The following is a 21,975-nucleotide window of genomic DNA, read 5'->3' on the forward strand; positions in this document are numbered from 1 at the left end:
CTAATGACGTTCGTTTATAGAATATCCCTGCTAATAGTTGCTCTGCTACAGCCTGTTCTTCTTCATGCCGCAGTATGCCATAGCGATCCGTCAGGACGAATAAACGAACTTGTGCCCCAAGGCACTGCTGGGCCAATAAAATATGTCGAAACAATTTTGATAGGCTCTGAACCTGTTGACGTTGCTGGTTGGCGCTTATGTACTAATGAGGGAGGGAAAACACCTTCCTGTGTATCATATGGCGTTGGAAATTTTTTGATTGGTTCCTTTGATAAGTTTTCTTCTCCTGCTGATAATGGCATCACTGTTTATAATCCGGTTGAATATCTTAGTTCGGCACAGACCTTGAACTCCAATGAATGGGAAGTTGCACTCGTCGATGCAGATGGCCTTATTTTGGATTATGTTCATTTCTGTAAGGATAGCTGTAAGAAAGCTCAATATTGGGATGTGCCGGATTCCTGTTCTAATGAATTGTCAGGTGGTGGAAGTAATAAGGTTATTTTTGCACGTAAGCCTAATGGGAGTGGGGACTTCGAAGAAGTAGGAGATCCTACCCCAGGATCCAGTAATGATGGTGATGAATCGGATATAGACCATTATTCAATCTCGCACTCTGGAACAGGTATTGGTTGTGTGGCCGAGGATGTGGCGATAACAGCTCATGATTCTAGTCATGCAACTATATCCGCCGATGGTGCCTCAATAACTGTCAGTGCTACAAATGTTGCTGGTAACTGGGCTCTTAAATCGGGCTCAGGCAGTTTTAGTAATGGAAGCTCGGATGATGGTGAGGCGACTTATACCTTCGGTTCTAATGAAGCTTCTGTGGTATTAAGTTACAGCTTTACGGGTACTGGTACGTTCGGATTTGATGTTACAGATGGCAGTATTACGGAAAAGAGCGGCAGTGCAGATGCTGCGGATGATCCAAGTATTACTTTTGATACAACCGAATTTCGTTTTATTGACAGTGATGGTAATGAAATTATACCAACACAAATAGCAGGTAAGGGATCTAATACAGCTCCCAATAATGAAACTCTATATCTTCAGGCGATTACTGTAGACGATGAAAATCCTACAGCGTGCGGGACATTATTTAGCCCTTCAGAGGCGGTGGACATAAATTTTGCTGCGCAATGTGAAAATCCTTCGACGTGTGCGGGGCAAACTTTTAGTTTCACGGGCAATGAAACCAACAATATTGTGACCCATTCGGCCTCACCAACTACTCCTGCTAGCTATACCTCAGTTGAAATGCTCTTTGGTTCAGACGCGAAAGCTCCCTTCTCATTTACCTATAACGATGCAGGTCAGATGCAATTGCATGCTAGTTATACGGCGGATACCGGTGCGGTATTAACAGGCTCGTCTCCCCTTTTCGTTGTTAGGCCTTTTGCTTTTGGATTTCCGTCTATAGTAGCAGGACTCAGCAATCCGGGGGGAGATGAAACCGGTGGTGATGCATTTACCTCGGCGGGTAGCGATTTTACTGTCGATATCAATGCTTACCTATACCAAGCCGAGGATGATGCGGATACAAATGGTATCCCTGACGGTGATGCTGATGTTACTGATAACGGCATTACACCAAACTTCACTGGTACAGTAAGCCTCAGTGTCGAATCATTTACCCCAGCTGATGGAAGTCCAGGGATATTATCAGGAACAGTTACTCCTTTGTTGGATACTTTTAGTAATCGCAATGGGGCAGATGTTACCGCAACGCTTAACTATGATGAGGTGGGTAGCATGAACCTGATGGCAAATTTATCCTCTTATCTTGAGGCTGATGATATTCAGAGTGTAGCGACAAAAATAGGTCGATTTTATCCAGATCACTTTGTGATGAGTGATGATGGTGTAACGGCGGCTTGTTCTGCTGTTGGCAGTTTTACTTACATGCAGGAACCTTTCAACGCATTTGAATATAGGGTGGAAGCTCGAGCGCTCAATGAAGAAATAACTGAAAATTACGATTTGGTTCTTTACACCATAGGCACCGGTTCCTTAGTGGTTAAAGCTGAGAATAATGATGATGGTATTGATTTGAGTGATCGGATAGTAGTGTCGGAGTCGCTTTCCGGTTGGGAGTCAGGCGTTATTGATCGAACCAGTGCTTCAGATAATGAATTAAAAAATGTGATCTTTACACGCAATGGCGGAAATGCAGGTCTGCCTGATGGTCCCTTTTATGGTTTGCAGCTGGGGCTTAGTCTTGAATCAGAACCAGATAGTCGTGACTTTTTGGATAGTTTAAAAAACATGTCGGTTGATAGTTCAGGGGATTGTTCAGGCAGTTGTCAGTCCATTGAGGTGGGTGATCCATTAACGATTTTGTATGGGCGGGTTAGCATTAGCTCAGTACATGGCCCGGAAACACAAGACCTTCCCGTGCCATTTGAAGTTCAGTATTGGGACGGCACGACATTTGTACGTAACACTGATGATAGTTGTGCAACTATTCCATTAGCGAACATAAGCTATGACGGAAATCCAATTAGCAGTGTCACTGCAGATCGAACTGTGACTGTGGGTGATGGTAGCACTGTAGGCAATTTAAGCATCAATGGCACAAATAGTGATGCGGCCTCGGGGGATTTCAGCCTGATATTTACGGCTCCAGGTGCAGGCACTGGCGGGAATGACAATACCGGTTACTTCCCTATAGGTCTGACCTCGATCGATGATTGGCTACGATACGATTGGGATCAGGATGGTAATGCTAACGACATTAGTGTGCCTGATGCGATTATCACTTTTGGCCGTGCCCGTGGTAATGATCGAATGATCTTTTGGCAGGAACGTTTTCAATAATGCTGGGAAGCTGGAAATGATCCAATAAAAAAGCAGGCTAATGCCTGCTTTTTTTAATTCTGAATACCGGTCTTATGAACCAGTCAGAGCCTTATATTTTTCCATAAGTTCTGCTTCAGTTTCTTCGTGATCTGGATCTTTAGGGATACAGTCAACTGGGCAAACTTCAACACACTGAGGAGTATCGTAGTGGCCTACGCACTCAGTACATTTAGATGGTTCAATCTCATAAATTTCGTCACCCGGAGAGATGGCCTCGTTCGGACATTCCGGCTCACATACGTCACAGTTGATACATTCGTCAGTAATGATCAATGCCATGATGACTACCTCACTGTCATAAAAGTAAATTTACAGGCGCTGGTGCTCAATCAGGGCCTTGGACACCGACGGATGAACAAATTTGCTTACATCCCCGCCCAGGCTGGAGATCTCTCTGATCAGCGTGGAGGAAACGAAAGATAAATGTTCCGCTGGTGTTAAAAATATACTTTCTACGTTCGGTGCTAGATGTCGGTTCATCGCTGCGAGTTGAAACTCGTACTCAAAATCCGAAACAGCACGTAATCCACGTAGAATAATATTTGCGTTCTGTTGCTCTAGTAACTCTGCTAGTAGACAATCAAAGCCGACAATTTCTACATTGTCGAGGTGTGCAGTTACCTCGGCTACCAAAGCTACTCGAGTTTCTAATTCCAGCAGTGGTCGCTTCTTAGGGCTTTCGGCGATAGCAACAACAACTTTATCGAAAAGTTTAGATGCACGCTCAATTAGATCCGAATGACCATTGGTGATTGGATCGAATGTTCCTGGGTATACGGCTGTATTCATATCTGGTTCACAGCAGTTGATGTCTAATTAGTGCCTATATTGTTCAGGCCTAATAAAATAGCAGTTTAGCAAGTGCGGCATATTATCTGAATTGCACGGGCGGTACAAATACTATAATGGAATGGTTTGATTTGTATCGGTTATAAGAAATTTATTTTTTATTACTAATAACTATATAGGTTTTAAGGGTATTACAAAGATGTCTTGGTTGCGTATTTGTGCTGTATTCGCGTTTGTTCTTGGGCTAGCAGGCTGTCAGACCTTACAAAAGGTGGATAGAGGGCTTTATCAAGTTGCTGAATCTGTCAGTGAAAAGGATAGAGTCACAGGACAGCGCAGTTTGAGTATGGCGAATCGCTCTGCTCAAATTCAGCAGGGTAACGCCTATGTTGAAAAAATCATTGCCAATGAGAAGAAGCATAAGAGACCCGTAAATGCTGCAGTGAGTCGTAGCCAATACCTACGCTTGGTGCGAATATTTGACCGTATTCATCAGATCTCTCATCTCAAAAATGAGCGCTGGGAACCTATCCTGATCAAGCGCGATTCTTTTAACGCATTCACCACTGGGGGCACTTATATTGTCGTGCACTCTATGTTGATGACTGATCTTAAAGACGACGCAGAATTGGCTGCAGTTGTTGCCCATGAGATCGCACATACAGTGGCGAACCACGTCTATGAACGCCAGACACATGCTCAGATCAGTGCATTAGCCGGTTCGAATTCCGCGCGTCGTAGTGGTTACAAAGCTGCTTTTACCCATGAAAGTGAACGTGAGGCTGATCGCATTGGTATCTTGTACGCTGCATTGGCTGGTTATGATCCTCTAGCGGCTAGCCGTATTTGGCAAAGGAAGTATGCTGCGGAAGGTAATGCCCGAGCCCTTTTCCATCATGATCACCCTGTAAATGCTGAACGTTATAAAGAGGCTTATAAAGTCGGTAAGGCTGTAATGCCTTATTACCGCAAAGGCCATATTAACCCTCGCTCAGCTCAGTTGTTGGATAATAATGTGCTGTGGCGCAAAAATAGCAATGAGGTAGCCGCAGGTGACGGCGGTGGCGTTGCTGCTTTGCTCTCTACAGCACTCGGGGCTTATGTTCAGCATCAGGAAGCTAAAGTAGAGGAGCGTCGCCAGCAGAATCAAGCGCGTTTTGTAAAAGCAGTGCAGAATGGTTTGAAGTTAGAGTCTTCACGTAAAGCCGGTAACCATGTGCTAGAAACTCGTTGGCGTTATGCAGTGCAAGGGCCGGTTCTAAAAGATATGGTGATGGGGATGTACCTAAAACGTAATGGCAAGATTGAACGTTATGTTGATCACGTTAAAGGTTATATCAAACCGGGGCAGGTATTTGCTGCCCGCTTTGAATTCCCGAAAGATCTACATGTGAATGATCTGAAAAAATATGAAGCTAGCTTCTACCTAGACGACGTACAGCCAGCTTATTAGTTCACTGGCTAACTATTACGCATATACAAACGGTAGGTCACTTGGCCTGCCGTTTTTTGTCTATGCTCATGCCAGTGACTAGGTATCTGTGGGTGATGTAGTTCTGACTCGCTTTCAACGTAAATAAGAGCGTTTTCTGATAACAGGTTGTGCGCTTCCAGTAATTCGCAGCACGGCGCGATAAGATCCTGGCGGAAAGGCGGATCTAGGAACACCAAGTCATAACGCTGCTCGCAATCAGTTTTTCTGCTTTGTAGCCACTCAAGTACATTGGCCTGAACGACTTCGGCATTCTGACACTTTAAAAACTGGATATTGTCTTTCAACTTTCTGGACGTGGTCGGGTTTAGATCGATAAAGGTCATACTGCCAGCGCCACGAGATAAAGCTTCCAGACCAAGTGCACCACTACCGCTGAATAAGTCTAAGCATTGCGCACCCGGCACCGAGGATTGAATCCAGTTAAATAAGGTTTCTCTTACTCTGTCCGGTGTAGGGCGTAAACCATCGACGGTAAAAAACTCTATCTTTCGGCCACGCCATTCGCCACCGATAATACGTAGTTGCGAACGGGGGGGATCTGTCTTATTCGCCTGTTTGCGAGGAGGGTTGCGACGGCCCATGGTCTTTCCTTTAAAGCGAGGGAGATTGAAGGATACTGATTTGTTTATCTGCCTGTAAGGCTTTGCGCGCGAGTTCGATTACTTGATCGGTATCTTGATCTAAAACCTGCTCCGCATAGGTCTCCAATGTGTCTTCCGGCAAACGGTAGAACGCAATCAGATTAAGTGCTTGAACTTGGTTAGCGATATCGCGCATATTGTCATGCCATTGAGACGCTAAGTTCTGTTGGCTTTTTTCTACCAGATCTTCGGTAATCATCTGACTAAGCTGGGGCAATACTGGACCTGGATTTTGCACACCATCAATAATCAGCGCACGGTAACCGGTATCACTCAGAGCGGCCCAAAGCATTCGGAAATTAAGATTGTACTGTGTTTGTTGTTGACTAAGCAGGTCTTGAAGAACTTGAGCGCTTAACCTCTCTTGGACGAAATCTTTCGAGTCGCGAGCGGGAATGAGCGTACCAACCAATAAGCGGAAGCGTTGATCCGTACTTTCACCGTGCTGGATAAACTGAGGGCTGGCTGAAATCAGCGCTGCGTTTTGATCACTTTGCTGTTGCGGAAGGCTATCTTCAATTGCTGAAACGAGATCTTCAGCCCCTTCACCACTCAATGCAAAGCGTGGGTTTTGGAACATGATGTTAAAGCTGCGACTGAGGTTGCCCAACACTGTCATGCGATTGCTTGGCTGCAAGCGCTCATAAAAGTGATTAATGATCTGCTGTTCGCTGTTTTGGCCATCTAGATATTGGCGCGCCTGAATGGTTTTAAGTTGATCCTGCCAACGAGCACTTTCGACCGGTTGACTTAGCGCGCTCCAGATCGATTTCAGGTCAGGTAATTCTTGCGTTGAAGACCAGCGAAGCGTAACTTCGATGCGATCTTGTCGAGGTAACACATGATAGCTATAAGTCGGGTTAGCCAGTGCATTTAAGCGCTGTTGTAAAATCTGACTTTGAAGCTGCTGCAGTTGTCGCTGAGTCGAGTTAAAAGCAGGGCGCGTAGGCAGCAGTAAAACCAACGTAATTGGCTGGTCATCTAACTCCATCCAGCTAAGTGTTCGTGCCTCATTTGACTCGATATCATGGTATTTGACTGCTCCTGGTCCCATAGATGAAAGGATCATAATGGCGATCAAACTGAACCATACGAGGCCGATCAAATATTTACGATTAAACAGGGGACGGTATTCATTTGTCATAAGGGTAGTCTCTGTACCAAATCACTGTGATAAGATACCAGACTTTGTGGGTGGACTGCTGGATTTTATTGGCCATTATCACCCAAATAATATGCCGTATGAGAACGGAAAATCATGCTGAGTTTACAAAAATGGTTTGTTACCGAAGGCTGGAATACTGATTACATCGCTTACGCAGGTGTTGTGATCACCGCATTAGTGCTTGCGGGAATCTATCGCTATTTGAGTAGCGACGACTCAGCTGAATAAATAAGTGCAGAATTATATCAACCAGTGGCCGAATCATTTGGCGGCTGTATGAGGAAGTTAAATGTTTAAGAAATTGAAATCCATGTTCGGTGGTAAGCCTGCGGAAGAAGAAAAGAATCTGCAGACTCAAGAACAGGATGTTGAGAAGGTTGAAGTTGAGGCCGCAGCGCCTGCGCCTGAGCAGCCTGTTGCTGAACCTGCCGCGGCCGCTCAAGAATCAGCGCCTGTAGCTGTTAAAGAAGAAGTTCAGGAAGAGGCTCCAGTTGAGCAGCCAGTTGGAGAAGCAGCCGTTGAAACTGTGGTTGAATCTTCAGAAGCCGTTGAGCCTGCACAAGAATTACAACCTGCGGAAGAAGCGCCAGCAGCAGAGCCTGTAGCTGAAGTGGCTGACGAACCTCAGGTCGAGCCAGAAGTGGAAGCACCAGTTCCAGCGCCTGTAGAAAAGCCTGTTGAAGAGAAACAAGAGAAAAAAGGTTTCTTCTCACGTATTAAATCTGGTTTGAGCAAGACCAAGGCGAACCTAACGGAGCAGTTGGGTAACCTTTTCCTTGGTGCGAAAGAGATCGATGATGATCTGTTAGAAGAGATCGAAACCCTTCTATTGATGGCTGATGTTGGTGTTGAAGCGACATCTGACATTATCCAGCGTCTAACCGATAAGGTAGAACGTAAACAGCTAGGCGATGCGCAAGCATTACAAGAGGCGCTTAAAGAGGAACTTGCGAGCCTGCTACACCGCTCTGAAGAGCCGTTAAAAGTAGAATGTAATAACAAGCCTTACGTTATCCTGATGGTAGGGGTAAACGGCGTAGGTAAAACAACTACGATTGGTAAGTTGGCGAAACGCTTCCAGAGCGAAGGTAAGTCAGTGATGTTAGCTGCAGGTGATACGTTCCGTGCGGCGGCTGTTGAGCAGTTGCAGGTATGGGGTGAGCGCAACGATGTTCCTGTTGTGGCACAGCACACCGGTGCTGATTCTGCATCTGTTATTTACGATGCGGTGCAATCAGCTCAGGCTAAAGGCGTTGATGTATTGATCGCTGATACAGCAGGTCGTCTGCAGAATAAAGACAACCTAATGCAAGAGCTGGAAAAAGTTGTCCGTGTAACGCAGAAACTCTCTCCAGAAGCGCCGCATGAAGTGATGTTGGTTCTTGATGCCGGTACTGGTCAAAATGCTTTGAGCCAAGCGAAGATCTTTAAAGACAGTGTTGGCGTGACAGGCATCTCCCTAACTAAGCTGGATGGTACTGCCAAAGGTGGCGTGATATTCGCTATCGCTAAACAGATGGACCTACCGATCCGCTTTATTGGTGTTGGCGAGCAGATTGATGATCTTCGTCCATTCAAATCTCAGGAATTTGTAGACGCGCTATTTGATTAAGTCGTGAAAGGAATTCCGCATGATTCAGTTTGAGAATGTAAGCAAACGTTACCCCGAAGGGCACGATGCGCTTAGAGACGTAAACTTTACGCTGCAACGAGGCGAGATGGCGTTTCTAACCGGTCATTCGGGCGCGGGTAAAAGTACGTTACTCAAACTGATCATGTTGATGGAGCGCCCTACGCGAGGCAGCGTTTCTATTGCTCAACAGGACTTGGCACAGTTTAGCCGCGAAGATATTCCCTACCACCGCCGCCGTATTGGTGTGGTATTCCAGAACCATCAGCTTCTCTTTGATCGCACTGTATTTGAAAATGTCGCGTTGCCACTACATATCTCCGGTTACGATGAGGAAGATACGGGGCGGCGTGTAAGAGCTGCCTTGGATAAGGTTGGCTTGCTACATAAAGAGAAGTTTAATCCGATTGCCTTATCTACCGGTGAACAGCAGCGCATAGGTATCGCCCGTGCGATCGTTCACAAACCGCAATTGCTGCTGGCCGATGAGCCGACCGGTAACCTTGACCCGACGTTATCTGCCGAGATTATGAGTCTGTTTATGGAGTTTAACCGCCATGGCACGACTGTTTTGATCGCCAGTCATGATTTGGCTTTGATCTCGCGCATGGGTCACCGCACCTTGATTTTGGATCAGGGGAGGTTGCTGCGCGATGGCTAATCGAGAACCAAAAAGACGTGGTGCAGTTCGACAAGAACGGCCTGTAGAAGCTGCAGCTCCGGCGCCTGCTCAAGCCAAAGGTGCTGCTCGTCATAAGATCGACTTTGTTGCTCAGGCAAAAAGCTGGCTACGTCATAATAAAAAGACGGCGCAAGATTCGCTGAAGCGCTTAAAAGCGACACCTCTACCGAGCTTAATGACGTTAGCGGTATTGGCGATCGCCTTAGCGTTGCCCGGCGTTATGTTCGTTGGTTTGAAGAATATTAATCATCTGAGCGGCCAGTGGCAGGGTGATCCGCGCATCTCTATCTATCTGAAAACTTCGGTTGCTGATGAGGCTGCCGAACGCTTTAGCCAAAACATGCTGCTGCGATCAGATCTAGCTGCTGTCGAGTTGGTGACTAAAGAGCAGGGTTTGCTGGAGTTTCAGCGGATGTCGGAGTTTGCTGACATCTTAAGCTTTCTAGATAGCAATCCGCTGCCTGCGGTTGTTGTGGTACAGCCCATAGACAATCAGAAACAAGCGCTAATAAAGCTGCAACAGACTTTATCGGAAATGCCTGAAGTCGATGATGTGGTGTTAGATATGGTTTGGGTTGAGCGTTTAGCCTCGTTTGTTGAACTCGCCAACCGCGTTGTTCTGGTTCTGGGTGCTTTGTTGGCCTTGTCTGTCTTGCTGGTGGTGGGTAACACGATCCGCCTGTCGATAGAAAACCGCAAAGATGAAATTCAGGTCGCAAAATTAGTCGGTGCGACCGACTCTTGGGTTAAGCGTCCCTTTATTTATACTGGTTTCTGGTTTGGTCTATTAGGGGCTGCCTTAGCATGGTTGTTTGTAATGATCAGTCTACTACTTCTGAATGAGCCTGTTGGGCAGCTAGCAGCACTTTACCAAAGTGATTTTGAGCTTCAGGGCTTAGGTTTTTCAGATAGCCTAATTCTGTTGTCGTCTGGAATCTTGCTTGGTTTAGTCGGTGCTAAACTCGCGGTAAGCCGTCACCTTCGCGACATTGAACCGCAATAATCTGTCATTTAAACGTCATATTTGCGTTTTATCTTATTCCTCGTTATATTTTTCGGTCCCGCTTTTTAGGAAGCGGAATTTTGTTGGAACTTTTGTACTATAAACAAGTCATATCTGCGGTGTGTAAAGCAGAATGATATGAGGTCATTAATGGGCACAAGCTTACAAGTTGTTGAAAACCTTTCTCCTGGTCAGAACCTGGATGCGTACGTACAGACTGTTACGGCGATTCCTGTGCTGAGCGTTGAAGAGGAACGTTCTCTGGCTGAGCGCCTACACTTTGATGGTGACGTAGAAGCTGCACGTCAGATGGTTATGTCTCACCTTCGTTTTGTTGTACATGTTGCTAAAACGTATTCTGGTTATGGTCTGCCTCTAGGCGATCTAATTCAGGAAGGTAACGTTGGCCTGATGAAGGCTGTTAAACGCTTTGACCCAACGATGGGTGTACGTCTGGTTTCTTTCGCCGTGCACTGGGTAAAAGCTGAGATGCATGAATTTATTCTGCGTAACTGGCGTATTGTGAAAGTTGCAACGACCAAAGCGCAGCGCAAGTTGTTCTTCAATCTGCGTTCGAAGAAGAAAGGCCTTGGTTGGATGACCAACGATGAGGTTGATCTAATCGCAGAAGATCTAGGTGTAGAAGCTAAGACAGTACGTCAGATGGAAGGTCGTATGGCCTCTGTTGATACTGCGTTTGATGCGCCGGAAGGTGCAGATGACGAGCAAGCTGCTTGGGCGCCTGCTCACTACCTAGAAGATAAAAGTGCAGATCCATCTTTACAGGTGGAAGATGCGAACTGGGAACAGGATGCACAGCGTCGTTTAATGTCGGCGATGTCTGAGTTGGACGAGCGTAGTAAAGATATCTTGGCGCGCCGTTGGTTAACCGATGATAAAGCTACCTTGCACGAGCTAGCAGCAGAGTACGAAGTATCCGCTGAGCGTATTCGTCAGTTAGAAAAGAATGCGATGAAGAAGATTCGAGTCTCCATGGAAGCGTAATTCGTTTTCTGGAGTAAAAAAAGCCGCTTTTAAGCGGTTTTTTTATGCCTGCAGTATTCGGCAAGGCCGTAGCAAATTCGGTATAATCCGAACTCGTTTTAACAGAGTTCATCATGAATACACATCCACTGCTTTTTATTGCGTCCATTTTCGGCTTTTTAGCCGTGGCTATAGGCGCATTTGGTGCGCATGCAGTTAAAGGTTCGATCGAGCCTTCCCTCTATGTTGTGTACCAGACCGGTGTGGAATATCACTTTTATCACGCGCTGGCGTTGCTGGTTTTGGCATTCGCTTCAGAGCGTTTAGATATGAAAGTGATTAAGCGTGCGGCGATTGGATTTGTGATTGGAATTCTGTTGTTTTCAGGCAGCTTGTACTTAATGGCGTTAACTGGGATGCGGTCATTAGGTATGGTTACACCGCTAGGTGGAGTTGCGTTCCTTTGCGGGTGGGCGTTGCTGGGGTATGCAGCGCTGACTTCAGGTAGGAGATAGATCAATGCAGGTTCAGGTAAATGGTGAGATGCTGCAGTTGCAGGATGGTATCACCCTGACAGGTTTGGTTGAGCAGTTAGAGTTAGGCGAAAAGCGTATCGCGATTGAGCTTAATCTTGAAATTATTCCGCGCAGCCAGCATGCTGAGACGGTTTTAAAAGAATCAGATCGTGTTGAAATTGTTCATGCCATTGGTGGCGGTTAATTTCAGCATTTGATGCAGTACAGCCAGAGTAAATAATAACGAGCATTTGGAATTACACCATGTCCCTAGAAAATGATCCGCTAGTAATCGCAGGCCAATCTTTTAACTCTCGTCTGCTAATCGGAACAGGTAAATATAAAGATCTGGAAGAAACCCGTTTGGCGATTGAAGCAAGTGGTGCTGAAATCGTAACCGTGGCTGTACGTCGTACTAATATTGGTCAGAATCCAGATGAGCCAAATCTGTTGGATGTGATCTCTCCAGATAAATACACAATTCTTCCGAACACGGCAGGCTGTTTTAATGCTGATGATGCGATCCGTACCTGTAAGCTAGCACGTGAGCTGATGGATGGTCATGATCTGGTTAAGCTAGAAGTACTGGGCGACCAGAAAACTTTATATCCAAATGTTGTTGAAACAATCAAAGCCGCAGATGTGCTGGTACGTGATGGTTTCAAAGTAATGGTTTACACCAGTGATGACCCAATCGTAGCGAAAGAGTTAGAAGACCTAGGCTGTGTATCTATAATGCCACTAGGTTCTATGATCGGTTCTGGTTTGGGCATTCTTAACCCACATAACATCAATGTTATTATGGAAGACTGCAAAGTACCGGTATTGGTTGATGCTGGTGTAGGTACTGCGTCAGAAGCCGCGGTAGCGATGGAAATGGGTTGTGAAGCGGTATTGATGAACTCGGCTATTGCCGGTGCTCAAAACCCTATTTTAATGGCTTCAGCTATGCGTAAAGCGGTTGAAGCTGGACGTGAAGCATTCTTGGCGGGCCGTATGCCACGTAAGAAATACGCGAGTGCTTCTTCGCCAATGGAAGGAACCATTGTTGGTAAATAATCGCCGCTAATTAACGGTGGTTTGGCTACACTTTCCGATACAGCCTGGCGTCCCAATGTCAGGCTGTTTTGTTTTACTTAGTTAGGTCAGATGATGACAGAAGAAAATAACATCGAGCAGCAAAACCCTGAGCAGGCTTCTGAAGAGAAGCATATGCGTACTGTAAAAAGCTTTGTCTTACGTGCTGGGCGTATGACCGAAGGTCAGCAGAAAGCGATGGAAGATGTATGGCCGCAAATGGGTCTGGAGCTGAAACAGGGGATGTTAGATCTAACTGAGGTGTTTAATCGCGATGCCCCGGTTGTACTTGAGATCGGCTTTGGTATGGGCGACTCACTGGTTGAGATGGCAAAAGATCAGCCAGAGAAAAACTACATTGGTATTGAAGTACATCGCCCAGGTGTAGGCCGTATCTTAAGCAATGCAGAGCGTGAAGGCTTAAGCAATATTCGCGTATTCTGTGATGATGCAATCGAAGTATTGGCGCAGTGTATTCCAGATGGCAGCCTTGATTGCATTCAGTTGTTCTTCCCTGATCCATGGCACAAAAAGCGTCACCACAAGCGCCGTATCGTTCAGCCTGAATTTGCGCAGACGTTACGCAAGAAATTGAAAGTTGGTGGTGTATTCCACATGGCGACCGATTGGGAAAATTATGCTGAGCACATGATGGAAGTTATGAGCGCCGCTGAGGGCTATCAAAACGTTGCTGGTGAAGGTGAATATTCGCCGCAGCCGAAGTGGCGTCCAGTCACTAAATTTCAAAAGCGTGGCGAACGTTTAGGTCATGGTGTTTGGGATCTTATGTTTGAAAAGCTTAGCTGATTAGACTGAATTTGTTAGCTTCCCGGGGAGGATGCTCTTTCCTCCCTGTTTAACTCCCTCTGCTTTAGCCTCTCTAAATGCTCATTTATGCTGGGGCCAACCTTAGGCTCTACTTCGAGTTTTTTCTGTTTATTTGACTCGGGTCAATATCATAGAGCCTTATCAATTGTGTGGTTTTATTGTTCGAATTTTATTCAGTAATATTGCTCATCTGAAATGAAGTAGAGTTAGTAAGTTCGTAATGACCAGCATGCCATATCCCCAGAAACACCTTTTGGTGCGTCAAGTTGCGCAGCAACAGTTAGTCGTGTGTTCTGAAGATACTAAGGTATCTACTGCCGTAGGTTTAATGGCTAAACATTGCATCGGCTGTGTTGTTATTTGCGAAGGAAACCGGCCGGTTGGCATTGTTACTCGCAGGGATATTATGCGGATCACAGTGTCAGGGCAGGATTTAGAACAGATTGCTGTCTCTACCTGCATGTCTTCCCCTGTGAGTACGGTATCTACGACCGCTACTATCGATGAAGCGGGTTTACGTTTTATTGCAGAAGGTTTTCGGCATTTAGTGGTTGTAGATGAAAGCCACGATATCTTCGGCATGCTTTCCGAGACGGATGTGGTTAATAGTCAGGGAGTGGAGCATGATCTATTTTTAAGATCAGTTTCTGAGATTATCAGTAAAGATGCGTTGATCATTCCTGAACATGAGACGGTTCGTTTAGCAGTAGAGCGTTTGGAAACTACAGGTCATAGCGCTGCTTTAATCTGTAATGGTCAGGATATAGTTGGCATTCTTACCGAAAATGATTTGATGGTGAGTATGGCCGAGGGTGACTTGGATCTGCCGCTTAAAGATTTTGCTTCCGCCAATTTGGTATCAGTTGAAGCTGACCTCAGTCTCTACAATGCCCGCAAAGTATTTCGTCAGCATAGTTTTCATCACCTCGGTGTTAAGCGTCATGATGGTGAGATTATTGGTTTAATCTCTTATAGCGACATTCTGCGCAATGTTGAGATGGATTATGTCTATCGCTTAAAAGAGTTATTGAATGAGCGCGATCAGGCATTAGCTTTATCCCAACACAATCTCAAGTTGGCAGATAAGGTCATGAACGCTTCTATGGAAGCGATTGTAGTGACCGATCTGGAAGCAAAAATCCAGCGGGTAAACCCAGCCTTCACGGAAATTACAGGGTATGAAGAGTGGGAGGTTCTGGGCAAAAATACCAATATTTTAAGCTCGGGTCGCCATGATAAAACCTTCTATCAAGATATGTGGGCTTCGTTACAGAGTGACGGACAGTGGCAGGGTGAAATCTGGAATAAACGTAAAAACGGTACAGTTTATCCAGAGTGGCTTACTATCACTGCGGTGGAAAATGATGCGGGAGAAATTTGCCAATATGCGTCTATTTTTTCCGATCTGACAGAAATTAAGAAATCAGAAGCCCGTATTAAGCGCTTGGCTTATTTTGATGAGCTTACTCGCCTTCCTAATCGTAAGTTGTTTAATGATCGTCTGAACTTATCGCTTGGCTATGCTCAAGAGCACAACCATCAAGTTGCTTTAGCCTTTTTAGATTTAGATTTCTTTCAGAGGGTAAACGATCGCTTCGGCCTTGAGGCAGGCGATCAGGTATTGCGTGAAGTAGGCCGTAGAGTCGAGTCTATTCTGGAGGAGGGCGATACGGTTGCCCGCTTTGGTGGTGACTCCTTTAATATGATCCTCACTGATGTTGATGATAATACAGCGGTCAGCGAGTTTTTAAATCGTCTTCTATCTACGATCAATCAGCCCATATTAGTATCTGGTACGGAGATCAATCTGACTGTCAGCGTCGGGGTGAGTTTCTTCCCTACGGATGCAACGGAACCAGAAGATCTGTTTCAGTGTGCCGAAGTGGCCGTTAAACAGGCGAAAGATTTTGGTCGCAATAGCTATCGATTCTTCTCCTCTGAACAGCACCAGTTGGTGAAATCACGTTATCGCATGGCAAATGATCTGCACCGAGCTATCGAAGCAGAACAGTTTGAACTGTATTACCAGCCCAAAGTAACAGCATCAGATCGCCAACTCGTTGGTGTCGAAGCGTTAATTCGCTGGAATCACCCTGAACAAGGCTTTATTCCCCCTGATGAATTTATTCCACTTGCTGAGGATTTAGGCGTTATCGATCAAATCGGCTATTTCGTTTTGAGAGAGGCGGTTCGTCAGTGCTCTAGCTGGTGGAAGCTGGGGTACGAGGTTCCTGTCGCAATCAATGTGTCTGCTAAGCAGATGCAGCGCCGAGATATAGCCGAAGAGATTTTAGAGGTTCTAGAAGAGTTCCAGTTGCCATCTAGATTGTTATCGGTAGAGCTGACGGAAACCAGTTTCTTGCATTGCTTAGAAGAGACTCGCGTAGCTATCAATATATTGAGAACTGCAGGCGTACGTATTGCTATTGATGACTTTGGTACGGGTTATTCCAGTCTCAGCTATATCCGTAATATGTCTTTGGATGTGTTGAAAATAGATCGTAGTTTCTTGGTTAATATTGAGGACTCAGAGGTCGATTTAAGCATAGTGGCATCTATTATCGATATGAGTCAGGCCATTGGACTTGAAGTGGTTGCAGAAGGGATCGAGACGGAGACCCAGTTTGGTTTGCTGCGAGAGCTCAATTGTAACCAGATCCAGGGTTACCTCATCTCAAGGCCGATGCCCGCTGATACATTTGTCGATTGGTATCGAAGCCAAGCTTAGGAATTTATTCATTTAGAATGAAAAGGCCCCGGGGCTGAATGGCGGTAGCCCCGGGGTAAAGGTCTTCGAGTTTTGCCCATGAATCAAAAATCGAAGTAAGTGGAAAGGTACTTGCTCAAGCCGGTCTTAGCCGGCTGTAGCGATTAGGCTGGCATTACCGCCAGCAGCTGTAGTATCAATGCACAGATGACGTTCCATGACGAAACGTTCTGGTTGATCCAGTTCTGTAATCAGTGGCAGCAACGCGCCTTCGCGAGCGGCGAGCGCCTGACGAATCTCTTTTAGGGCTTCAGTGCTGGCATTGCAGCAGATCGCAGCGAATCCATCAGTGTCAGTCATGGCATCCGCCGATAACTGCCCCACCATACCTTGCACAGGCAGTTCAGCCTCAGTGCACTGTTTCAGCAGATCAGCGATACCTTGAGCAATAATGACTACCGCATTGCCCTGCATGAGCGCCGTTGCAGCCTGATTCTTAGCGCTTTCTGCATCGGGACCTAGACAAAGGACAATACCGCGCCCAGTTTCGGACAGAAGGTTTAACTCCCCTGTTGGCCCTGGCATCTCTGTAGTTTCAGAACAATGACCTTGCAGTTTAAAGGCCTGTTCAGCAAAGACGTTAGCAAGTTGTTCCTCAGAAACCTTCGCTTCACTAGCGGCTGCTTGACCCAGTTGTTGAATCATCTTGTGCAGTGTTTCAGAGTTAATTGCCTGGCCTGCTGGTGCTTCTGTGCTATTGCTAATATTTGAGCGAGTGAAACGTTTAACGTAGTGTGGACCACCCGCTTTAGGGCCAGTACCTGATAGGCCTTCACCGCCGAATGGTTGAGAGCCGACAATGGCACCAATCTGGTTACGGTTTACGTAAATGTTGCCTACTTTAACTTGGTTGATAATGCGCTCTACACGGTTATCCACACGGGTGTGTAGGCCAAAGGTTAGACCGTAGCCTTTGCTGTTGATCGATTCGACTACCTGATCTAGATCTTTTGCTGCAAACGTTGCGACATGTAGAACAGGACCGAAGATCTCTTCATCAATCTCTTCAATACCATTAACTTTCAGCACTGCTGGCGCGACAAAAGTACCGTCTGTTGGAGCATGGAGTTTCTTAAGCATCTGGCCTTTTGCGGCAAATTTTGCGCAGTGCTCATCAATCTTAGCTTTAGCGTTACCATCGATAACTGGACCCACATCGGTACTTAGAAGCCAAGGGTTGCCAAGGCGTAGTTCATCCATGGCGCCAAACAGCATCTCTAGTAGGTTATCAGCAATATCTTCCTGTACATAAAGCACTCGTAAAGCAGAGCAGCGCTGACCTGCGCTCTGGAATGAGGACATCAGAACATCGCGTACAACCTGTTCTGGAAGAGCTGTGGAATCAACGATCATCGCGTTCATACCACCGGTTTCAGCCACTAGAGGTGCATCCGGAGCCATGCTTTCCGCCATCACTTTGTTGATGCGCTGGGCAGTTAAGGTCGAACCTGTAAAGCACACTGCAGCGATGCGTGGATCAGAGGTCAGCGGTGCGCCGACATTGATGCCCGAGCCCGGTAATAGTTGGATAACGTCTTCTGGGATACCGGCTTCATGCATCAAGGCAACAGCGCGGGCAGCCATTAGAGGTGTTTGGTCGGCAGGCTTAGCGATGACGCTATTGCCTGATGCAATGCCTGCTAAAACCTGACCGGCAAAAATAGCTAAAGGGAAGTTCCACGGGGAGATACAGGTGATCACGCCGCGTGCTTCACTGTTTGCGTGTTTCTCCGCTTCATTTGCATAGTAACGGGCAAAGTCGACCGCTTCTCGAATCTCACCTACCGCATCAAGTAGTGTTTTACCCGCTTCACGGCTCGCCAGAGCAAACAGCTCAGGCGCATTGGCTTCAAATAGATCAGCTACACGGCGAAGGCAAGCGGCGCGCTCGCTAGCGTCAGTTTTTGACCAACGCTGGAAGCCTAGCTCTGCAGATACGATCGCACTTTCAATATCTTCAGCGTTCGCTTCAGTAACTAGACCTACAAGATCTTCTGGGTTGGCAGGGTTACGAATTTCAGTCGTTTCAGAGCTGCTTGCATCGCCTGCAATCATTGGCTTCGCGTGCCATTGCGTGTTCTGGAAGGCCTCACGAGCCGGTTCTAGGTGCTCTAAGGTCACTTGGTCAGTGATATCCCAGCCTTTGGCGTTTAGACGCTTGTCACCAAAAATCATGGTAGGTTTAGCAATCATGTTGTTGCTGATTGCGTTATGGCTTTCCAATACTTGGGTAAATGGATCGGTTGCGATCTCTTCAGGCGTAATACGCTTATCGACAATCTGGTTTACAAAGGAGCTGTTTGCGCCGTTCTCTAGCAAACGACGAACAAGGTAAGCCAGCAGATCGCGGTGTGCACCTACAGGTGCATAGATACGGCAGCGAGTATTGTTTGCTTTCAACACTGTATCGTGCAGTGATTCACCCATGCCGTGTAGACGCTGAAATTCAAAGTTATCCACATCATGTTTTTTTGCCATGAACAGAATCGCAGCAGCGGAATGGGCGTTATGCGTAGCGAACTGTGGATAGATGCGATCTGTCATCTGCATCAACTTTTCTGCACAGCACATGTAAGACAGGTCGGAATTTACTTTACGGGTAAATACAGGGAAGCCATCTAGGCCTAGCACTTGCGCGCGTTTGATCTCTGCATCCCAGTAAGCACCTTTAACTAAGCGCACCATGATACGACGATCAAGACGCTCAGCGGTTGCATACAGCCAGTCCAGAACAAGCGCGGCACGAGGGCCAAAAGCTTGTACCACAATACCGAATCCATCCCAGCCTGCTAGGCGCTCATCTGCCAGAACTGCTTCGATCACATCAAGTGAAAGGTCGAGACGATCAGCTTCTTCGGCATCAATATTGAAGCCCATATTGGCATCTTTCGCCTGCAAAGCTAGCGTCAGGGTACGCTCTACTAATTCCTGCATAACACGGGCTTTTTGGCCAACTTCATAGCGGGCATGAAGAGCAGATAGTTTTACAGAAATACCTGGGTTAAGACGGATATCTTTGCTTTCACAAGCAGATGTCAGTTCACTGATCGCTTGTGAGTAGGCTTGGTGGTAACGGATTGCATCGGCATCAGTTCGGGCAGCCTCACCAAGCATATCGTAGGAGTAGCTATAGCCTTGTTTCTCAAGTTTTGTTGCACGTTTGGTGGCTTCGTTGATGTCGCGACCAAGTACAAACTGGCGGCCTAGCTCTTTCATCGCTTGGGCAACGGCGGTACGCACAACCGGTTCCCCAAGGCGTTTGATCATGCCTTTGACTGTGGAGCCGATGCTCTTCTTTTCATCTTCTTTAAGTAGCTTACCCGTGATGAGTAGCGCCCACGTTGAGCTGTTTACTAATGACGATGCGGATTGGCCTAAATGGCCTTTCCAGTTACCGGACACCACTTTATCTTCGATCAGAGCGTCGATAGTCAGACTGTCTGGCACACGAAGCAGTGCTTCTGCCAAACACATTAGCGCGACACCCTCTTTGGTGGTCAGGCCGTATTCGGCAAGGAATTTTTCCATCATGGAAGGGGAGCTTTCAGATCGAACTTTGCGTACCAGATCTGCAGCATTGGCTGAAATAGCGCTGCGCTCTGTTTCGCTTAAACCTGAGTTATTAATCAAACCGTTGATAACGGCTGCTTCGTCTGCCAGATAGTTATTACGAATAGCTGTACGGCATTGTTCGATTGTGATGCTCATAATCTTCCACCTCTTAAATCTATCGGGTTATTTTACAAGCGCTCAAATAGTCGATTTATCTATAAAAGTGGTTGTGGAGGTTTATTTCTCTTTATTTTGTGCTTTAAGTGGGTGTCTTGGTGGGATTTTGTTTGTTTTGTGAGCTTTTGTTCTTTTTTGTGATGGGTGTAAGAAAGCCCCAACTGCAAAGCAGTTAGGGCTTTTAAAAATCTATTTTCTATTCGTTAGCTTTTGATTTCTGCTTCTACATCGTCAAAGCGTTGCTGGATAGCTTTTGATGGCGCTGGAGTCACTTTGGATACCGCGATAATGGCGATGAAGGCAAAGATAATACCTGGGATGATCTCGTATAGATCAAACCAACCGCCAGATAGCTGCTTCCACACAACCACAGTCACACCACCAGTGATGATGCCCGCAAGCGCACCGCCTTTGGTCATCTGCTTCCAGTACAGAGACATGATTAGCGCTGGGCCAAAGGCTGCACCGAAACCAGCCCATGCATAAGATACAAGCTCTAGAACTTTAGAGTCTTTATCCATCGCTAGGAACGTTGCGATCAGCGCGATAACGATTACCGCAATACGACCAACGCGAACCAACTGTTCTTGGGTCGCATCTTTGTTAAATAGCGCTTTGTAGAAATCTTCAGCCAGAGCAGAAGAAGACACAAGTAGCTGAGAATCGGCTGTACTCATTACAGCGGCAAGGATAGCGGCCAGTAGAACACCTGCGATTACAGGGTGGAATAGTGCATCTACCATCACCATAAATACAGTTTCATTATCACCCAAACCGTCTGGTAGGTAGCCGATAGCGGCCAAACCAATTAGGCAGGCACCCGCCATAGAGATCGCACTCCAGATAACTGCGATACGACGTGCAGCTGGAACCGCTTCTTTAGATTTGATGCCTTTGAAACGCGCAAGAATATGCGGCTGACCGAAGTAACCTAGACCCCAGCCCAATAGGGACAGCGTACCGATTAGCGTGATGCTCTTACCATCCGCATCGGTAAACATATTCAAGAGCTCAGGGTTTTTCGCTTCGACTGCTGCCAGCGTGCCGCTCAAACCACCGATTTCACCCATCGCGATCAACGGTACTAAGATCAAAGCGCCAACCATTAGTAGGCCCTGAACTACGTCTGTCCAAGATACCGCTAGGAAACCGCCAAATAGGGTGTAAGAGATAACAGCTGCAGCACCAACAAGAACAGCAATGGTGTAATCAAAACCGAATACAGTTTCAAATAGCTTACCACCGGCTACTAGACCAGAACTGGTGTAGAACAGGAAGAAAACTAATACAAATACGGCAGAAATAACGCGTAAGCTGTGGCTGTGATCTTCAAAACGTTTTTCGAAAAACGCAGGTAGTGTTAGTGCATCATCAGCACGTTGTGAGTAAACACGTAGGCGCTGAGCTACTAACAGCCAGTTTAGCCAAGTGCCTACTAGTAGACCGCCTGCCAACCAGAAAGAGCCATAACCAGCCGCCATTGCGTAACCAGGAAGGCCCATCAACAGCCAGCCACTCATATCTGATGCGCCTGCACTCAACGCACTTGGGATCGGCCCTAGATTACGTCCACCAAGCACGTAATCAGACAGATCCTGAGTGCGACGATAGGCAACAATACCAATTGCCAGCATCAGCATCAGATATAGGATAAATGTCAGGGTTACCATCTAAGAAACCTCTTTGTCATAGTTTATGCTTATTATCGTTCCATCCTCTGTTACACCTTCCTGCGCTAGCTATGCTGCAGACTTTTCTACCTTCATTGGTTGCGAAAAAGACAGTAGTTAAGCTTGGGTATAACGACC

At 46.5% G+C, this 21,975-nt stretch carries 18 protein-coding genes; 12 read left to right on the forward strand and 6 right to left on the reverse strand.

All coding sequences use genetic code 11. The features are described 5' to 3' along the window. The first annotated feature begins 3 nt into the window (after nucleotides 1-3). Nucleotides 4-2,820: a DUF6701 domain-containing protein gene (locus tag ACMXYU_RS00935; protein ID WP_415899787.1), complete on the forward strand. Its 2,817-nt coding sequence runs from the start codon at nucleotides 4-6 to the stop codon at nucleotides 2,818-2,820. A gap of 72 nt (nucleotides 2,821-2,892) precedes the next feature. Here ACMXYU_RS00935 and ACMXYU_RS00940 read toward each other — a convergent pair whose 3' ends face one another. After that, nucleotides 2,893-3,141: a YfhL family 4Fe-4S dicluster ferredoxin gene (locus ACMXYU_RS00940; protein ID WP_415899788.1), complete on the reverse strand. Its 249-nt coding sequence runs from the start codon at nucleotides 3,139-3,141 to the stop codon at nucleotides 2,893-2,895. Between the two features lie 30 nt (nucleotides 3,142-3,171). Next, nucleotides 3,172-3,651, reverse strand: a complete 480-nt coding sequence (gene coaD, locus ACMXYU_RS00945) for a pantetheine-phosphate adenylyltransferase (RefSeq protein ID WP_415886550.1) — start codon at nucleotides 3,649-3,651, stop codon at nucleotides 3,172-3,174. A gap of 199 nt (nucleotides 3,652-3,850) precedes the next feature. Here coaD and ACMXYU_RS00950 point away from each other — a divergent pair, with 199 nt between their 5' ends. Further along, a complete protein-coding gene (locus tag ACMXYU_RS00950; protein WP_415899789.1) occupies nucleotides 3,851-5,104 on the forward strand; it encodes a M48 family metallopeptidase in 1,254 nt (417 codons plus the stop codon). 8 nt (nucleotides 5,105-5,112) lie between these two features. On the opposite strand, the gene rsmD is transcribed toward ACMXYU_RS00950, so the two are convergent. Continuing rightward, nucleotides 5,113-5,727 (reverse strand): 16S rRNA (guanine(966)-N(2))-methyltransferase RsmD, encoded by a 615-nt coding sequence (gene rsmD, locus ACMXYU_RS00955; RefSeq protein WP_415899790.1) that lies wholly within the window; start codon nucleotides 5,725-5,727, stop codon nucleotides 5,113-5,115. Between the two features lie 10 nt (nucleotides 5,728-5,737). Then, nucleotides 5,738-6,931 (reverse strand): hypothetical protein, encoded by a 1,194-nt coding sequence (locus ACMXYU_RS00960; RefSeq protein ID WP_415899791.1) that lies wholly within the window; start codon nucleotides 6,929-6,931, stop codon nucleotides 5,738-5,740. Nucleotides 6,932-7,045: 114 nt separating this feature from the next. Here ACMXYU_RS00960 and ACMXYU_RS00965 point away from each other — a divergent pair, with 114 nt between their 5' ends. The 10 genes from ACMXYU_RS00965 to ACMXYU_RS01010 all read left to right on the forward strand — a co-directional run bounded on the left by ACMXYU_RS00965 (nucleotide 7,046) and on the right by ACMXYU_RS01010 (nucleotide 16,399). Further along, complete coding sequence (locus tag ACMXYU_RS00965) at nucleotides 7,046-7,180, forward strand: hypothetical protein (protein WP_415883120.1); 135 nt, start codon at nucleotides 7,046-7,048, stop codon at nucleotides 7,178-7,180. 61 nt (nucleotides 7,181-7,241) lie between these two features. Continuing rightward, entirely contained in the window at nucleotides 7,242-8,564 is a 1,323-nt protein-coding gene (ftsY, locus tag ACMXYU_RS00970) for a signal recognition particle-docking protein FtsY (RefSeq protein WP_415899792.1), read from the forward strand. 19 nt (nucleotides 8,565-8,583) lie between these two features. Continuing rightward, the gene (ftsE, locus tag ACMXYU_RS00975) at nucleotides 8,584-9,243 is read left to right on the forward strand and encodes a cell division ATP-binding protein FtsE (protein ID WP_415899793.1); all 660 of its coding nucleotides are present in this window, start codon (nucleotides 8,584-8,586) and stop codon (nucleotides 9,241-9,243) included. Continuing rightward, nucleotides 9,236-10,267 carry a permease-like cell division protein FtsX gene (ftsX, locus tag ACMXYU_RS00980; protein WP_415899794.1) on the forward strand — a complete coding sequence of 344 codons (1,032 nt, stop codon included), beginning with the start codon at nucleotides 9,236-9,238 and terminating at the stop codon, nucleotides 10,265-10,267. The genes ftsE and ftsX overlap by 8 nt, the downstream gene beginning before the upstream one ends. 150 nt (nucleotides 10,268-10,417) lie before the next feature. Next, complete coding sequence (rpoH, locus tag ACMXYU_RS00985; protein ID WP_415883124.1) at nucleotides 10,418-11,272, forward strand: RNA polymerase sigma factor RpoH; 855 nt, start codon at nucleotides 10,418-10,420, stop codon at nucleotides 11,270-11,272. A 113-nt stretch (nucleotides 11,273-11,385) separates the two neighbouring features. Continuing rightward, nucleotides 11,386-11,766: a DUF423 domain-containing protein gene (locus ACMXYU_RS00990; RefSeq protein ID WP_415899795.1), complete on the forward strand. Its 381-nt coding sequence runs from the start codon at nucleotides 11,386-11,388 to the stop codon at nucleotides 11,764-11,766. Between the two features lie 4 nt (nucleotides 11,767-11,770). Beyond that, nucleotides 11,771-11,971: a sulfur carrier protein ThiS gene (thiS, locus tag ACMXYU_RS00995; protein ID WP_415899796.1), complete on the forward strand. Its 201-nt coding sequence runs from the start codon at nucleotides 11,771-11,773 to the stop codon at nucleotides 11,969-11,971. Between the two features lie 59 nt (nucleotides 11,972-12,030). After that, entirely contained in the window at nucleotides 12,031-12,825 is a 795-nt protein-coding gene (locus ACMXYU_RS01000; protein WP_415899797.1) for a thiazole synthase, read from the forward strand. 93 nt (nucleotides 12,826-12,918) lie between these two features. Continuing rightward, nucleotides 12,919-13,650 (forward strand): tRNA (guanosine(46)-N7)-methyltransferase TrmB, encoded by a 732-nt coding sequence (trmB, locus tag ACMXYU_RS01005; protein WP_415889909.1) that lies wholly within the window; start codon nucleotides 12,919-12,921, stop codon nucleotides 13,648-13,650. A 241-nt stretch (nucleotides 13,651-13,891) separates the two neighbouring features. Then, on the forward strand, nucleotides 13,892-16,399 hold the full coding sequence (locus ACMXYU_RS01010; RefSeq protein ID WP_415899798.1) for an EAL domain-containing protein: 2,508 nt from the start codon (nucleotides 13,892-13,894) through the stop codon (nucleotides 16,397-16,399). Between the two features lie 126 nt (nucleotides 16,400-16,525). Here the strand turns inward: ACMXYU_RS01010 and putA are convergent, their stop codons facing one another. Both putA and putP read right to left on the reverse strand, forming a co-directional pair. Further along, nucleotides 16,526-20,146 (reverse strand): bifunctional proline dehydrogenase/L-glutamate gamma-semialdehyde dehydrogenase PutA, encoded by a 3,621-nt coding sequence (gene putA / locus ACMXYU_RS01015; RefSeq protein WP_415899799.1) that lies wholly within the window; start codon nucleotides 20,144-20,146, stop codon nucleotides 16,526-16,528. 224 nt (nucleotides 20,147-20,370) lie between these two features. Continuing rightward, a complete protein-coding gene (putP, locus tag ACMXYU_RS01020; protein ID WP_415899800.1) occupies nucleotides 20,371-21,837 on the reverse strand; it encodes a sodium/proline symporter PutP in 1,467 nt (488 codons plus the stop codon). Between the last annotated feature and the right edge of the window lie 138 nt (nucleotides 21,838-21,975).

It is taken from the genome of Neptuniibacter sp. QD48_11 (genome assembly GCF_047778095.1).
Classification (GTDB): domain Bacteria; phylum Pseudomonadota; class Gammaproteobacteria; order Pseudomonadales; family Balneatricaceae; genus Neptuniibacter.

Excerpts from the sequence above, each read along its gene's own strand:
- ACMXYU_RS00935 (WP_415899787.1), top strand. The coding sequence starts at position 4 with ATGACGTTCGTTTATAGAATATCCCTGCTAATAGTTGCTCTGCTACAG.
- ACMXYU_RS00940 (WP_415899788.1), bottom strand. The coding sequence starts at position 3,141 with ATGGCATTGATCATTACTGACGAATGTATCAACTGTGACGTATGTGAG.
- coaD (WP_415886550.1), bottom strand. The coding sequence starts at position 3,651 with ATGAATACAGCCGTATACCCAGGAACATTCGATCCAATCACCAATGGT.
- ACMXYU_RS00950 (WP_415899789.1), top strand. The coding sequence starts at position 3,851 with ATGTCTTGGTTGCGTATTTGTGCTGTATTCGCGTTTGTTCTTGGGCTA.
- rsmD (WP_415899790.1), bottom strand. The coding sequence starts at position 5,727 with ATGGGCCGTCGCAACCCTCCTCGCAAACAGGCGAATAAGACAGATCCC.
- ACMXYU_RS00960 (WP_415899791.1), bottom strand. The coding sequence starts at position 6,931 with ATGACAAATGAATACCGTCCCCTGTTTAATCGTAAATATTTGATCGGC.
- ACMXYU_RS00965 (WP_415883120.1), top strand. The coding sequence starts at position 7,046 with ATGCTGAGTTTACAAAAATGGTTTGTTACCGAAGGCTGGAATACTGAT.
- ftsY (WP_415899792.1), top strand. The coding sequence starts at position 7,242 with ATGTTTAAGAAATTGAAATCCATGTTCGGTGGTAAGCCTGCGGAAGAA.
- ftsE (WP_415899793.1), top strand. The coding sequence starts at position 8,584 with ATGATTCAGTTTGAGAATGTAAGCAAACGTTACCCCGAAGGGCACGAT.
- ftsX (WP_415899794.1), top strand. The coding sequence starts at position 9,236 with ATGGCTAATCGAGAACCAAAAAGACGTGGTGCAGTTCGACAAGAACGG.
- rpoH (WP_415883124.1), top strand. The coding sequence starts at position 10,418 with ATGGGCACAAGCTTACAAGTTGTTGAAAACCTTTCTCCTGGTCAGAAC.
- ACMXYU_RS00990 (WP_415899795.1), top strand. The coding sequence starts at position 11,386 with ATGAATACACATCCACTGCTTTTTATTGCGTCCATTTTCGGCTTTTTA.
- thiS (WP_415899796.1), top strand. The coding sequence starts at position 11,771 with ATGCAGGTTCAGGTAAATGGTGAGATGCTGCAGTTGCAGGATGGTATC.
- ACMXYU_RS01000 (WP_415899797.1), top strand. The coding sequence starts at position 12,031 with ATGTCCCTAGAAAATGATCCGCTAGTAATCGCAGGCCAATCTTTTAAC.
- trmB (WP_415889909.1), top strand. The coding sequence starts at position 12,919 with ATGACAGAAGAAAATAACATCGAGCAGCAAAACCCTGAGCAGGCTTCT.
- ACMXYU_RS01010 (WP_415899798.1), top strand. The coding sequence starts at position 13,892 with ATGACCAGCATGCCATATCCCCAGAAACACCTTTTGGTGCGTCAAGTT.
- putA (WP_415899799.1), bottom strand. The coding sequence starts at position 20,146 with ATGAGCATCACAATCGAACAATGCCGTACAGCTATTCGTAATAACTAT.
- putP (WP_415899800.1), bottom strand. The coding sequence starts at position 21,837 with ATGGTAACCCTGACATTTATCCTATATCTGATGCTGATGCTGGCAATT.